Genomic DNA, 14,095 nt, shown 5'->3' on the forward strand with positions numbered 1-14,095 from the left:
TCAGATCTGGGATGACAAATCCTGGTTAAAATACTTCGCCGCCTGGACGATTACATTTTCAACGGTAGGTTTATTTGCAATTATTATAGTATTCGTATACTTTCTTACTTCAGAAGCTGTTGTGTTGCCAATACAAAATACCACACTTTTATCCAATGTATTTTCTAACACATAACTTTGGACTCCAGATGGGCTAAAAAACAATACTCCATCAAAAGAACGATCAAATTTCCTTGAATTTAAGTGAGTTTTATACACAACTTGCTCTTTTATCTCCACATCATTTTGTTTTAAGAGATCCGGAAGTTCGTTTCTTCTCAAATTTCCGCAAAAAAACAAAAAAGACTCATTTTGATACTTTTTTATAATGATTTTAGCCAAATCTGAAGCATTTTGAGCAGTTTCAATCACTTTTTTGCCATTTTCTTCTAAAAGCTTTTTTGTATTTTCACCTACGCAAAAACAATTTGAAATGTTTGTTCCAGATTTTAAAACTGACTTTACGGCATTCTTACTCGTGAAAATCGCATTTCTGATTTCACTCTTACCTATACTACTGTCCAAAAATTCGATTTGAATCCCATCATATTCTACAAATCCAATACCCGTATTGAGTAGTAGCTCCTTTTGAGCTAGTGATAGTTTTTTTGTTGATAAAATAGTCGGTGGATTGTCCCCTCTCCTTGGGGAGAGGGTTAGGGTGAGGGGATTTTTACTACTAACCTTCCCTTTATTAATTTTAACCGATTCTTTTATTTTATCCAAAATTAGGTCTGGATCCTCAAAAACAACTTTATTCTCGAATCTCAGAACTGTATATCCCAAAGCCTCAAGGTGTACATCTCTTAATCTGTCTTTTTCTTGTTGAAGAATATCATGATGGTATTCACCATCTAATTCAATAATAATTTGACATTCAATGTTAACAAAATCAACAACATAGCTTTTTAAAGAGTGTTGTCTTCGAAATTTTAAATTCTCAAATCTCCTATTGCGAAGATAATTCCAAAGCTTAGCTTCAGCTTTGGTTTGTTCTTTATGAAGCAATCTTGATATTTGAGTTTTAATATTCATATACTCCCTTACCGATTTAAGAGTCCCCTCTCCTTAGAGAGAGGATTTTCCTGGTTATCACCCTCATCCTAGCCTTCTCCCTCAAGGGAGAAGGGACAGGTTCGTTACTATAGTTTTACTTTAGGTTCAATTTAATCTCTTTCATCAATTCTCTTCCTCCATTATTTAATACTTTTTGCGCACACCTTTTTCCAAAAGATGCTGCATCGTCAATGGAAACTTCTTCTGAAATTTCAATTTTGTGTTTTCCATCTAAACTAAATAAAGCTCCTTTAAACTGAATAGTATTTTCTACTATTTGTGCCAAAGCTCCGATAGGTGCTGTACATCCTCCTTCTAATTCTCTTAGAAATTCTCGCTCGATGTGTACACAAATTTCTGAGGCTTCATGATTAAGGTTTGCCAAGGCTTCAAGACAAAACATATCTTCTTCTTTGGCAACTACCAACATTGCTCCCTGTGCAGGTGCTGGAATCATCCAATCCAGCGTGATGTAATTTTCTGGTTTCAGGTTGATGCGTTCTAATCCTGCCGCAGCAAAAATAGCACCGTTCCAATGGTTATCCGTAAGTTTTTGCATTCGGGTATTTACATTACCTCGTAAATCTACAACATCATGCTTAGGATACTTATGAAGCCATTGTGCCTTTCTGCGTAAGCTTCCGGTAGCAATGACACCATCGGCTTCTAAAAAACCCAGACCTTTATGAACTAAAATATCCTGTACATTAGCCCGTTCTAAAACAGTAGCTTCAACAATACCCTTAGGCAAAGCCGTAGGGACATCTTTCATAGAATGAACTGCAATATCAACTTCGCCATTTAACATGGCAACATCCAGGGTTTTCGTAAAAATCCCGGTAATCCCCAGTTCATATAAAGGTGTATCCAAAACGAGATCTCCTGTTGATTTTACAGGAACAAGTTTTGTATCATATCCAAGATTGGTAAGCTTTTTTTGTACCATATTAGCTTGCCAAAGTGCTAACTCACTATCCCTGGTACCTATACGAATCGTTTTAGCCAAGACTATTTATTTTGTAATTGGAAAACTTTTTGAATCAATTCTATGCTTTCGTCTGCCGAAGTATTTTCATCTTTGAGATGATTTGCAAAGTGATTTGTTATTTTTTGAATGATTCGACTACTTATAATATCGGCCTGTTCTTCATCAAAATCTGCATACTTTTTTCGTTGCAAATTAATTTCGGCCTCTTTTAAAGTGATCAATTTGTTCTTCAACGCTTTGATGGTCGGAGCGAATTTTCGAGTATCCAACCAATTATCAAATTCCAACCTTACTTCTTCGATAATATTTTCTGCCTGAGGAATGTATTGCTGCCTTCTTTGTAAAGTATCATCGGTCATTTTTGACAAATGATCAAGGTGAACTAAGGTAACATTTGGTAATTCGGTAACATCATTAGCAACATTCTTGGGAATAGAAAGATCCAGGATCAATAATGGTTTATCCGAATGGATTAATTGTTTAGAAATTGTTGGATTATGTGCCCCAGTAGCAACAATTAGAATATCTGCATTTTTGATTTCGGATTGAATATTAGCATATTCTTTTACAACAAGATTAAATTTTCCTGCTACTTTTTCGGCTTTATCCTTGGTGCGATTGATCAAAACGATATGATCATTTTTAGTATGCTTTACTAAATTCTCGCAGGTATTCCTACCTATTTTTCCGGTACCAAAAAGTAAAATATTCTTACTAGAAATATCCTCAACATTTTTAAGAATATACTGTACTGATGCAAAAGAAACTGATGTTGCACCTGAAGAAATTTCAGTTTCATTCTTAATACGTTTACTTGCCTGAATCACAGCATTGATAAGCCGCTCAAGAAATGGATTTGTGACCCCAGCTTGTTTAGAGGCTTTAAAACTAAGTTTTAACTGACTTATTATTTCGAAATCTCCTAAAATCTGACTATCTAAACCTGTACCTACTTTAAATAAGTGTGCTACAGCTTTGCTATTTTTATGCACATAGGCTACTTTCTCAAACTCTTCTACTGTACCATGTGTATGTTCACAAAGTAATTTGATTAACTGAAATGGGTGTTGCGCAAAACCATGTAATTCTGTACGATTACATGTAGAGGTAACCAATAAGGCCTCGATACCTTCTTCTTTAGCTTGACGCAGTATTGCATTTTTTGCCTCATCACTTACACTAAAGTGACCTCTGATCTCTGCGTCAGCTTTTTTATAGCTAAGTCCAATGGTATAAAAATTCGTTCCTTTTGCTCTTAGGTGAGGCTCCATCCAATCAAATCTAAATTTTCCGTCACAAAAATATCCTACCTGAATCAGAAAAAATAACGCTAGAAGGGTTTTTAGTATCGAAAAACGTTGTTTAAGACATTATTTGCATTAAAATAAGCAAAAACGCTTATTTTTGTGGCAGTTCATAAGATTCTCTCATCGATAGTTTAGATTTATTCTAAATAAATAACACAAACACAAATGGAAATTGAATTAAAAAATAACGCTCCGGGTATTTTAGAAGAAACTTTAATTGAAGAAGGGTTTCATATTCTTAAATTTCAAAACGAAACTACTGAAAATCAAAAAGTTGTTAGAGACATTGATAGTAATTTTATTCAGTTTCACTTTTGTGTTAAAGGTGCTATTACCTTCAATTTTAACAATGGTAGTTACGCTTTGAACCTTTCTGAAGAACATTCGTTGTTGCTATACAACCCCCAACGCGATTTGCCCATGAATCTGGAAATGAAAAAAGATTCATGGCTGATTACAGTACTCATATCCATTAAAAAATTTCACTCTCTCTTCTCGAAAGAAGCTGACTATATTCCTTTTTTAGGTGAAGGTAACCGAGATAAAAAATATTATAACGATGGGAGTATTTCGCCATCGATGGCCGTGGTATTAAATCAAATTATGAACTATAGTTTGCATCAATCTATCAAATTGCTATACTTCAAAGGTAAAGCGTATGAACTTTTAAGTCTATATTTTAATAGGCCCGAGGATGCCGATATAGAACAATGCCCCTTTTTGGTAGATGAAGAGAACGTGCTCAAAATCAAAAAAGCTAAAGAGATCATAATCGCTAGAATGGCCGAACCGCCAACGCTTCAAGAATTGTCAAAAGAGATTGGATTACCTCTCAAAAAACTTAAGGATGGTTTTAAACAAATCTATGGAGAACCAGTATATGCTTTCTTATTTGATTACAAAATGGAAGTTGCCCGACAACTATTGGCTACCGGAAGTCATAATGTAAACGAAGTAGGCTTAAAAGTAGGCTACAGTACGGCAAGTCATTTCATAGCCGCATTTAAAAAGAAATTCGGCACTACTCCAAAAAAATATGTAACAAGCTTAAGTTAAATACCTGTTACTCTGTTGATTCCACTCTAGGAATCCCAACACCTTTTTGTAAAGAAACAATAGAATCATACATTCCTTGATCTTCTTCATTAGTATCTGCCAATACAGATACAAATTCAAATTGTTCTAATAGTTCCAGGACAAAAGGTAGCTTGTCTTTTTCGACATCTACAATAATACGTTTCATGTGGTTTAATATTGTTTGTTAACAGTCACATGCAACCCATATCTACATTATAGCAGATCGACAATTAAATATTGTTTAATTGCACAGGGTTCATCTTTGCTTTTTTAATCTATATAAAAATACTAAAATAAAACTTCTCAACTTTCAGTTTATAACAATTTAACGTAATTATAAGGTGTGTTTTACCTATGCTAGCAGATTAATCGCACTATTGAAAAGTCTTATCGCTTTTTTGTATTCATGCTCTTAATAGTTTGTATTTTTGCTAAACGCGAAAAAGAAAAAATTTATGAGTAAAGGCGTTCTTCTTGTTAATCTTGGATCACCAGATAGCACTGACCCGAAAGATGTAAAGAAATATCTTGGAGAATTTTTAATGGATCCCAGAGTAATTGATGTCCCGCTTTGGGCAAGAACTTTATTAGTCAAAGGAATCATTTTAAATACCCGTCCAAAAAAATCGGCTGCGGCATATAAAAAAATATGGTGGAAAGAAGGTTCTCCTCTTATTGTGCTTTCTGAAAGACTACAAAGTAAAGTTGCAGAACGCACTGCGATCCCCGTTGGATTAGCTATGCGCTACGGAAGCATGTCTCTTAAAAAAGGATTGCAATCACTGGTAGATCAAGGTGTAACAGAAGTTCTTACAATACCACTATACCCTCAATTTGCAATGGCTACTACTGAAACGATTGATGTTAAAGTCGAAGAACTTAAAAATGAATTCTTTCCAACGCTCACCATCACTTCCTTACCTGCTTTTTATAACAAACCTGAGTATATCGAAGTTCTTTCTAATAGCATTTCAGAAAAACTAAAAGATATTGATTATGACCATCTTTTATTTAGCTATCATGGTGTTCCTGAGCGACATATTAGAAAAAGTGATATTAGCAACGGCAACTGTAAAATGGATGGGAAATGTTGTTTTAAAAAAGGTTCAAAGCAACATGAATTCTGTTATCGTCATCAATGTGAAATGACCACAGTACACGTAGCAAAAAAATTAGGTCTTAAAAACGGAACCTACTCTACCTCGTTTCAATCTCGATTAGGTTTTGATCCATGGTTACAACCTTATACAGATCGTACCATTGAAAGAATGGGGAAAGAAGGCATCAAAAAAATGGCTATTGTAACCCCTGCATTTGTATCAGATTGTTTAGAGACTTTGGAAGAAATCGCCATGGAAGGTCAAGAAATTTTTCATGAAGTTGGAGGTAAAGAGTTTACAACAATTCCTTGTCTTAATGATCGTGATGACTGGGCAGATATACTAGCCAATTGGATAAACGAATGGGTCGCCGTTAAAACTGCTGTAGTATAATGGCAAAAGTCTCTTCTGAAACTTTAGGCACCGAACCTATAGGGAAATTACTAATAAAACAAGCCGTTCCAGCTTCGATCGGGATACTGGTAATGTCTCTTAATATCGTATTCGATTCTATTTTTGTCGGGAACTGGATAGGAACAATAGCTATTGCCGCTATTAGTGTAGTTTTACCTGTTTCCTTCTTTATCGCAGCATTAGGAATGGCCATTGGTGTTGGAGGTTCGAGTATCATTTCTAGAGCATTAGGTGCAGATAACAAAGAAAAGGCTTTACATACTTTCGGAAATCAAATTACACTAACTCTACTTTGCACTGTTTCTCTGGTAATTCTTGGATTAACCTTTGTTGATCAAATTATTCCAAAGTTCGGAGGAAAAGGTGATATTTTTGATCCAGCCAAAATCTATTACATTATTGTTTTATATGGAGTACCGATTCTTGGATTTGCCATGATGGGTAATACGGTTATAAGAGCTGAAGGAAAACCTAAATTTGCTATGACCGCTATGATTATTCCAACAGTTGGAAATCTTCTTATGGATTATTTATTCATTAACGTAATGGATATGGGAATGTATGGGGCCGCTTGGGCAACAACAGGATCATACCTAGTCTGTTTTTTATATATTTTCTGGTTTTTTTCTTCAAGAAATTCTGAACTCAAAATTCGTTTTCGACATTTAGGGTTGCAAAAAGATATTGTTTCTGAAATTGCTTCACTCGGTGGAGTTACATTAGCGCGACAAGCTGTTGTGAGTATCACCTATTTGTTAATGAATAACATTTTATTTGATCTAGGACAAGAAGGTCTGGTTGCTGTATACGCCATTATCGGTAGAATGTTGATGTTTGCCTTATTTCCCGTATTTGGAGTAACACAAGGTTTTTTACCTATTGCAGGATATAACTATGGAGCTCAACGATACCCAAGAGTACGCGAATCTATTAATACGGCTATTAGATACGCTGCGATAGTTGCTACCTTAGTATTTATATGCTTAATGGTATTTCCTACACATATTGTCACTCTATTTCTTAATCTTGACACAAAAGATCCATTTGAAATTCAAAGAAATATTTATGTGATAGAAAAAACTCCAACAGCAATGCGTTGGGTTTTTGCTGCTACCCCAATAATTGCATTACAACTTATTGGCGCTGCTTATTTTCAGGCTGTGGGTAAAGCTATTTCTGCTTTGCTACTTACTTTATCGAGGCAAGGGTTCTTTTTTATTCCATTAATCTTAATTTTACCAAAATTTTATGGCGAGTTGGGCGTTTGGATCTCCTTTCCTATCGCTGATGTATTAGCTACTATTGTTACCGGATATTTCTTGAACCGAGAAATACGAACAAAACTTATGGTATAAAACAGTCTAAACCTTGCAGATCTTTATGACCTGCAAGATCTGTCTTTTACTTAATTCATTTTGGTAGCAGCTTTGCTTATAATCTTCCACTCTCCTTCAATCTTTTTTAGAAGAAAAATATCAATATATCGAACATCTTTATCTTTTGCTATAATTTCGGCTTTTGCCATGGCAATGTCGTTTTCCTGATCAATAGACAGTATATTTCCTATTCGTCCGTTAAACTTTCCTTTTTCCTTCTTCTCAAACCAAGAAACATATTCTGCAATGGGCACTATCCATAACGCTTTTTCTTTATGGGTAAGAAATAAATTAGCTTCTTTATAAAAAGCTTTCTTTATGATTTCTGGTTTATTATACGAGGTTCCCTCGAGATATTGATTAATAGTAACTCTTATCTGGTCATCTTCAGATTGTGCAATGGCACAGGTGCACACTATTAAAAATAAGGTTGTTAAAAAATGTATTTTCATGTGTTTTAATTTTGAAGTGTATTATTCTTTATTCTTACGATCTTTCCGTTATCTTCGTCTGTGAGCATATATAATTTCCCTTTAGGGCTTTGTGCAATTTTCCTGGATCGCACTCTATCATCAATAAATAATTCTTCGGCACTTTTGATCGTATCATTTTCAATGTTAAATCGCCAAAGGCTTCCTTTTGATAATCCCGGCACTAGTAGATCATTTTTCCATTCAGGAAATTCTTCACCAGTATAAAATAACAGCCCGGTGGGTGCCACGGTATGTGGCCAATACCAAACCGGATCAGTATATATAGCATCTGTAATCGTGGGCGGAACATAATCTCTGCTACGATATCCACCAGTGGTTATAATGGGCCACCCATAATTTGCTCCAGCTTTTAGTTGGTTAACCTCATCCCCTTGTCGTGTACCATGTTCGGTAAACCAAATGTTTCCTGTTTTAGGGTCTATGGTAATTCCTTGTGCAGCTCTAATTCCTGTAGCAAAAACTCCGGGTACTGCACCATCACCAAAATCAGGATTATCATCCGGGACGCTTCCATCATAGTTTAGACGATATATTTTTCCGCGTTTATCTTTTAAATCTTGAGCAATAGGGATTTCGGGTTCATCGATTTCTCGAAATAACCGCTCACCCATAGTGATATATAATTTGCCATCGGATCCAAAAGTCATACCACCTCCATAATGAAAATACTCCCGAGTAAACGGTCCTGCTTCGAGTATAGTTTTAATGTCTGTTAAAGAATCATTCTGTAATATTGCTCTAATCACCTTAGTAGCACTCCCCTTTCCTTGTTTTTTGGCAGCATAAGAAATATATAGTTGGTTATTGGTTTTGAAATCGGGATGAAGCAATACTTCAAAAATACCAGAATTATCCCCCCTCCATACAGTACGTATACTATCGGTTAAGTCTCCAGGGAAACCCTTTATGATTTTCTTCTTTTTTGAAGAAAGGTTTACTCTTAAAAGATCCCTATCTTTTTCTGAAACCAGTACCTCGTCTTCAGACAAAAAAGCCATGCTCCAGGGATGTTTAAGGCTATCGATAATGGTTTCTTTAACCGGTTTTGTCTTTGAATATACAGAAATAGGGGTCTCATTTTTTTTACATCCTATAATCGAAATACATATAAGAATAATGAATTTGTTCATGTCTTAATTATTTGGATGCAAAATCGAAAAGACGGTATCAAAATCCTTTAAAAAACATGATTTTTAAAATGATTTCTCTATTTTTTTGAGAAATGAAACCTATAAGCCCATTTGAAAAAGCAAAAAGGTTCTAAAAAGAACCAAAAAGGTATTTCGAAGAACCTTTGAGGTTCTTTGAAGAAGCTAAAAGGTTAAAATTTGAAGCAAAAAGACTCAAAATAGAGGAAGCTTCTTGTTTAAAGGTTACTGAGTATAAAATTCACTTCAATCTTCAAGCTACTCGAAACTGATTTCTATATTGCGAAGGAGTGATCTCGGTTTCAGCTTTAAAGGCCAGATTAAAAGATGTGACATTGCCAAAACCACAATCATAAGCAATGGTAGCAATTTTTTCATTGGCATAGCTCGGATCTACAAGTAATGCTTTAGCTTTTTTGACTCGATAATGATTTATAAATTCAGAAAAATTCTTTTGTTCATTTTCATTAATTACCTGCGATAATTCCCGCGGAGAGATCGAAAGTTGACTTGCGATACTATGCAAAGAAATATCATTTTCTAAGTATACCTCGTTTTCTTCTAATAAATTTTTTACCTGCTGCAGTACCTTTTTAGAAGTAAGACGATCTATAGTAGAATTACTGTATTTTTCCAAAGCAAATACATGGCGTTTTAATAAAAGGTATGAAAACAAATACATTAAAAATGAGAACGAAATAGCACCTAAAATATAAAATGGAATCCACCTTAGAAGAATACCTACATATAACACCCAAATCACACTAACCCCTATAACAATATTTCTATACCACTGTATAAGAGTTTTAGATACTTCATGCATAGTATTCAAAATATATTTCCAACATATCAAAAGGTATATTCCTAAATGTGCAAAAACTAACGCATATGCCAAATACGACATAAAATCTCCTCTATTAGGAATGATAGGGCTACCAAGTACAAACAATCCAAAAGGAATCAAATGAAAATATCGCGTATTTGAAAACGATTGTTGTTTTTCAAAAAGTACCTTACCATACATCCAAAGAAAAGGACCCACTGCCAAAATACTTGAAATTGCCAAATTGCGTATTCTTGGATCCACTTCGATATAGTTATGAAAAACTGATTTTCCAATTCTAATGGTTAATCCTAACAACACAAAAGCCAGCAATCGATTGGCTCTTCTATTCCCTTTTTTGACGGTAAACAGATAAAAACATAAAAATAGAGCCTGAATAACTCCAAGACAACTAAGTACTAATATAAATCCTTGTTGAAACATGTTTCAAAAATAGGGATCATACCCCAGTATACAAGGTTAAAATTACGTGAAAATCTTTTGAAATTATTTTTAATTCCAGACTTTAGTACCCCCTCAAATCTACATGTACAAAATGCTAAGGGTTTCAACTAAAGCTCAACAAATATGCACTCACATTTTAACAGAGTACTTTGCATGCTCTTTTTCGCTTTCGGAAGTATTTTTATTAGCAATTCTCAAATCTATAATCAAGAACTTTATGATGCCCTGGAGTATCGCTTGATTGGTCCTTTTCGAGGGGGAAGAAGTGCTGCAGTAACAGGGGTGCCAAACAAACCCAATTTGTTTTATTTTGGAGCAACCGGCGGTGGTATCTGGAAAACTACTGATGGTGGTCGTACATGGGAAAACATTTCGGATGGATTTTTTGGAGGATCTATCGGCTCTATTTCGGTATCCAAAAGCGACCCTAATGTAATTTATGCCGGTGGGGGCGAAAAAACACTTCGTGGAAATGTATCTTCTGGATATGGGGTTTGGAAAAGTGTAGATGCAGGAAAAACATGGATACAGTCTGGTCTACCTAAAAGTAGACATATCCCCAGGATATCAATTCACCCTACTAATCCAGACATTGTTTATGCGGCAGTTCTAGGAAATATTTATAAACCCACTCAAGATCGAGGAGTCTACAAAAGCATCGATGGAGGGAAAACATGGAAGAAGGTTCTATTTGCGAATAATGATGCGGGAGCAGTTGATTTAACACTAGATCCTAATAACCCAAGAATTCTATATGCCTCTACCTGGAACGCCAGAAGAACCCCTTACAGCTTAAGTTCTGGAGGTGCCGGTTCTGCCCTATGGAAAAGTAATGATAGTGGAAAAACATGGAAAGAAATTTCAAAAAATAAAGGGTTTGCAAAAGATACTTTAGGGATTATGGGTGTTACCGTTTCTCCTGTTGATAGTGAACGCGTTTGGGCCCTGGTAGAACATAAAGAAAAAGGTGGTGTATACCGAAGTGATGATGGTGGCGAAACCTGGAACCTTTTGAATAGTGATCGTAGCCTACGCCAGCGTGCCTGGTATTATACCCGTATTTATGCAGACCCAAAAGATAAAGATGTAATTTATGTAGTAAATGTATCCTATCATAAAAGTAAAGATGGAGGTAAGAACTTTAGCAGTTATAGGGCGCCCCATGGGGATCACCATGATCTCTGGATAGCACCCGAAAACCCTAAACGCATGATCATTGGTGACGATGGCGGTGCCCAAATCACATATGATGGTGGTGAAACCTGGAGCACTTATCACAATCAACCCACTTCACAATTTTATAGAGTTACCACCGATAATAGTTTCCCATATCGTATTTATGTGGCTCAACAAGATAATTCTACCATTCGCATCAATCATAGAAGTACAGGTTGGACCATCTCTGAGGATGATTGGGAACGAACTGCAGGAGGAGAATCTGCCCATATCGCAGTAGATCCAGAGGATAATGATATTGTGTATGGAGGTAGTTATGATGGATTCCTTACACGAGTAAATCACAAAACAGAGACTCTAAGATCGATCAGTGTTTGGCCAGATAATCCCATGGGACATGGTGCCGAAGATATGAAATATCGTTTTCAGTGGAATTTTCCGATCATGTTCTCTAAGCACAATCCAAATAAGTTATATACCTTTTCTAATCATGTGCATGTGACCGAAAACGAAGGACAAAGCTGGCAGGTAATCAGCCCTGATCTTACAAGAAATGATCCTGAAAAACTAAAATCATCCGGTGGCCCTATCACACAAGATAACACTTCAGTAGAATATTACTGTACCATTTTTGCTGCTGCCGAAAGTTCTGTAAAAGAAGGGTTGCTTTGGGTTGGTAGTGATGACGGATTGGTTCACATAAGTCAAGATGGTGGCGCGACATGGAATAATGTTACTCCAAAAGGAATGCCCGAATGGATGATGATCAATAGTATCGAACCAAGTGTTTTTAATGAAGGAACTTGCTATATCGCCGGAACCAAATACAAGTCTGGAGATTTTGCGCCATATCTTTATAAAACTACAGATTACGGTAGATCATGGAGTAAAATTACTACCGGTATTGCCCCAGAACACTTTACACGTGTTCTACGAGAGGATCCTAAACGTAAGGGATTATTATACGCCGGTACCGAAACCGGTATGTACATCTCTTTTAATGATGGTGCAACCTGGCAATCTTTTCAATTAAACCTACCTATTGTGCCAATTACTGATTTGACCATCAAAGAAAATAATCTAATCGTTGCTACACAAGGACGAAGCGTTTGGATAATTGACGACCTTACCGTTTTGCATCAGTTAAATGATGATTTAAAAACTAAACAACATATTTTGTACCAGCCAAAAAATGCATATCGTATGCGAGGCGGTAGTATAAAAGATTCTAAAACCGAAGGAACCAATCATCCTGCTGGTGTTATGACATATTTTTATTTGAAGAATTTTGATAAGAAAAAAGATACCATTGCCCTTACCTATTTCAATGCAAAAAATGATACTCTTAAATCCTATAGCTCAAATGCTAAAGAAAAGAAAGATCAATTAAAGGATCTTAAAAAAGGAGGAAACATGTTTGCCTGGAATATGCGTGGTAGTGGTGCAGAAAAGTTAAAAGGAATGATTCTATGGTGGGCCGATCTTGATGGACCCAAAGCTGTACCCGGCGATTATAAAGTGAGCTTAAGTGTAAATGGTAAAGAAGTATCAAGACAACCTTTTAAAATAGTTGCCGATCCTAGGGCAGAAGCAACACCTCAACAAATGCAATCCCAATTTGATTTTATTACGGATGTAAATAAAACTGTGGACAAAGCTCATAAATCAATCAAAAAGATACGGAAGATCAATGCACAACTAAAAGCTTTCGAAAAACAATATAAATCGGACGAAAAAACCAAAAATTTAGTAAAAAAAGCTTCAGAACTGCAAAAACAGTTTGATGAAATCGAAAAAGCGTTGTATCAAACTAAAAACAGAAGTAACCAAGATCCATTAAACTTCCCTATTAAATTGACGAATAAACTTGGACATCTTAATTCTTTGGTGGGGATGGGAGATTTTGCTCCTACAGAGCAAGATATTGCTGTAAAAAATGAACTCACAAAAAAGATAGAAGAACAATTACAAGCTTTTGATAAATTAATTTCTACAGAAATTGCCGCATTTAATGCCTCGTTTAATACCTTGCAGCTTAATTATCTTTTTGTCGAAGAATAAATGCTCGAATACTATAATTACATAAAATCACTGCACCTTATCTTTGTGATCACATGGTTTGCAGGATTATTTTATATCCCCCGATTATTTGTATATCAAATTGAAGCCTTTGATAAGCCTTCTCCAGATAAAGAAATTCTTGGAAAACAACTTAAATTAATGGCCAAACGTCTTTGGTTTATCATCACTTGGCCATCAGCAATATTGGCTACATTATTTGCAATTTGGCTATTGATTTTAATGCCTGCTTGGTTAGAACAGCCTTGGATGCATGTCAAATTAGGTTTTGTCGTGTTACTTTTTGGGTACCACTTCAAATGTCATCATATCTACAAACAGCTACAAAACGATATTATAAAATGGTCATCTAATCAAATGCGGATGTGGAATGAGGGTTCAACCATTATTTTATTTGCAGTGATCTTCCTGGTTGTTGTCAGAGATGCCGTAAATTGGATTTATGGAGTTGTTGGAATCGTGCTTCTTTCTGTTTTATTAATGTTGGGGATAAAGCTTTATAAAAGAATTCGTAATAAGAATCCAGAAGCTTAATACATAAGAGTACAAAACA

At 35.5% G+C, this 14,095-nt stretch carries 12 protein-coding genes; 5 read left to right on the top strand and 7 right to left on the bottom strand.

Going from position 1 to position 14,095, the window contains the following annotated elements; translation table 11 throughout:
• The 3 genes from JJQ60_RS22305 to hemA form a co-directional block, all read right to left on the bottom strand.
• Positions 1–1,074, bottom strand: coding sequence for a DUF559 domain-containing protein (locus JJQ60_RS22305; RefSeq protein WP_201920909.1), 1,074 nt, complete (start codon positions 1,072–1,074; stop codon positions 1–3).
• Between the two features lie 115 nt (positions 1,075–1,189).
• Positions 1,190–2,101 carry a hydroxymethylbilane synthase gene (hemC, locus tag JJQ60_RS13430; protein ID WP_201920912.1) on the bottom strand — a complete coding sequence of 304 codons (912 nt, stop codon included), beginning with the start codon at positions 2,099–2,101 and terminating at the stop codon, positions 1,190–1,192.
• Positions 2,102–2,103: 2 nt separating this feature from the next.
• Complete coding sequence (gene hemA / locus JJQ60_RS13435; RefSeq protein ID WP_201920915.1) at positions 2,104–3,354, bottom strand: glutamyl-tRNA reductase; 1,251 nt, start codon at positions 3,352–3,354, stop codon at positions 2,104–2,106.
• A 201-nt stretch (positions 3,355–3,555) separates the two neighbouring features.
• Here hemA and JJQ60_RS13440 point away from each other — a divergent pair, with 201 nt between their 5' ends.
• Positions 3,556–4,446: a helix-turn-helix transcriptional regulator gene (locus JJQ60_RS13440; protein ID WP_201920917.1), complete on the top strand. Its 891-nt coding sequence runs from the start codon at positions 3,556–3,558 to the stop codon at positions 4,444–4,446.
• A 7-nt stretch (positions 4,447–4,453) separates the two neighbouring features.
• On the opposite strand, the gene JJQ60_RS13445 is transcribed toward JJQ60_RS13440, so the two are convergent.
• The gene (locus tag JJQ60_RS13445; protein WP_201920920.1) at positions 4,454–4,633 is read right to left on the bottom strand and encodes a hypothetical protein; all 180 of its coding nucleotides are present in this window, start codon (positions 4,631–4,633) and stop codon (positions 4,454–4,456) included.
• 289 nt (positions 4,634–4,922) lie between these two features.
• Between JJQ60_RS13445 and hemH the strand changes: the two genes are divergently transcribed.
• Together hemH and JJQ60_RS13455 are read left to right on the top strand one after the other, a co-directional pair.
• Positions 4,923–5,960, top strand: a complete 1,038-nt coding sequence (gene hemH / locus JJQ60_RS13450; protein WP_201920923.1) for a ferrochelatase — start codon at positions 4,923–4,925, stop codon at positions 5,958–5,960.
• A complete protein-coding gene (locus JJQ60_RS13455; protein WP_201920926.1) occupies positions 5,960–7,336 on the top strand; it encodes an MATE family efflux transporter in 1,377 nt (458 codons plus the stop codon). The genes hemH and JJQ60_RS13455 overlap by 1 nt, the downstream gene beginning before the upstream one ends.
• A gap of 50 nt (positions 7,337–7,386) precedes the next feature.
• Here the strand turns inward: JJQ60_RS13455 and JJQ60_RS13460 are convergent, their stop codons facing one another.
• From JJQ60_RS13460 to JJQ60_RS13470, 3 genes are all read right to left on the bottom strand, one after another.
• The gene (locus JJQ60_RS13460) at positions 7,387–7,809 is read right to left on the bottom strand and encodes a nuclear transport factor 2 family protein (protein ID WP_201920929.1); all 423 of its coding nucleotides are present in this window, start codon (positions 7,807–7,809) and stop codon (positions 7,387–7,389) included.
• A 5-nt stretch (positions 7,810–7,814) separates the two neighbouring features.
• Positions 7,815–8,981, bottom strand: a complete 1,167-nt coding sequence (locus JJQ60_RS13465; protein WP_201920932.1) for a PQQ-dependent sugar dehydrogenase — start codon at positions 8,979–8,981, stop codon at positions 7,815–7,817.
• Positions 8,982–9,252: 271 nt separating this feature from the next.
• Entirely contained in the window at positions 9,253–10,266 is a 1,014-nt protein-coding gene (locus JJQ60_RS13470; RefSeq protein ID WP_201920935.1) for a helix-turn-helix domain-containing protein, read from the bottom strand.
• A gap of 174 nt (positions 10,267–10,440) precedes the next feature.
• Here JJQ60_RS13470 and JJQ60_RS13475 point away from each other — a divergent pair, with 174 nt between their 5' ends.
• Positions 10,441–13,524, top strand: a complete 3,084-nt coding sequence (locus JJQ60_RS13475) for a VPS10 domain-containing protein (protein ID WP_236669131.1) — start codon at positions 10,441–10,443, stop codon at positions 13,522–13,524.
• Positions 13,525–14,076 (top strand): CopD family protein, encoded by a 552-nt coding sequence (locus tag JJQ60_RS13480; RefSeq protein WP_201920940.1) that lies wholly within the window; start codon positions 13,525–13,527, stop codon positions 14,074–14,076.
• Positions 14,077–14,095: the final 19 nt, after the last annotated feature.

This window comes from Aquimarina mytili, from assembly GCF_016735115.1.
Taxonomy (GTDB): Bacteria; Bacteroidota; Bacteroidia; order Flavobacteriales; family Flavobacteriaceae; genus Aquimarina; species Aquimarina mytili.

What these genes read in the sequence shown, in the direction of transcription:
- JJQ60_RS13460 (WP_201920929.1), bottom strand. Translation starts at nt 7,809, where the DNA reads ATGAAAATACATTTTTTAACAACCTTATTTTTAATAGTGTGCACCTGT.
- JJQ60_RS13465 (WP_201920932.1), bottom strand. Translation starts at nt 8,981, where the DNA reads ATGAACAAATTCATTATTCTTATATGTATTTCGATTATAGGATGTAAA.
- hemA (WP_201920915.1), bottom strand. Translation starts at nt 3,354, where the DNA reads ATGGAGCCTCACCTAAGAGCAAAAGGAACGAATTTTTATACCATTGGA.
- JJQ60_RS13445 (WP_201920920.1), bottom strand. Translation starts at nt 4,633, where the DNA reads ATGAAACGTATTATTGTAGATGTCGAAAAAGACAAGCTACCTTTTGTC.
- JJQ60_RS13470 (WP_201920935.1), bottom strand. Translation starts at nt 10,266, where the DNA reads ATGTTTCAACAAGGATTTATATTAGTACTTAGTTGTCTTGGAGTTATT.
- JJQ60_RS13480 (WP_201920940.1), top strand. Translation starts at nt 13,525, where the DNA reads ATGCTCGAATACTATAATTACATAAAATCACTGCACCTTATCTTTGTG.
- JJQ60_RS22305 (WP_201920909.1), bottom strand. Translation starts at nt 1,074, where the DNA reads ATGAATATTAAAACTCAAATATCAAGATTGCTTCATAAAGAACAAACC.
- JJQ60_RS13440 (WP_201920917.1), top strand. Translation starts at nt 3,556, where the DNA reads ATGGAAATTGAATTAAAAAATAACGCTCCGGGTATTTTAGAAGAAACT.
- JJQ60_RS13455 (WP_201920926.1), top strand. Translation starts at nt 5,960, where the DNA reads ATGGCAAAAGTCTCTTCTGAAACTTTAGGCACCGAACCTATAGGGAAA.
- JJQ60_RS13475 (WP_236669131.1), top strand. Translation starts at nt 10,441, where the DNA reads ATGCTCTTTTTCGCTTTCGGAAGTATTTTTATTAGCAATTCTCAAATC.
- hemH (WP_201920923.1), top strand. Translation starts at nt 4,923, where the DNA reads ATGAGTAAAGGCGTTCTTCTTGTTAATCTTGGATCACCAGATAGCACT.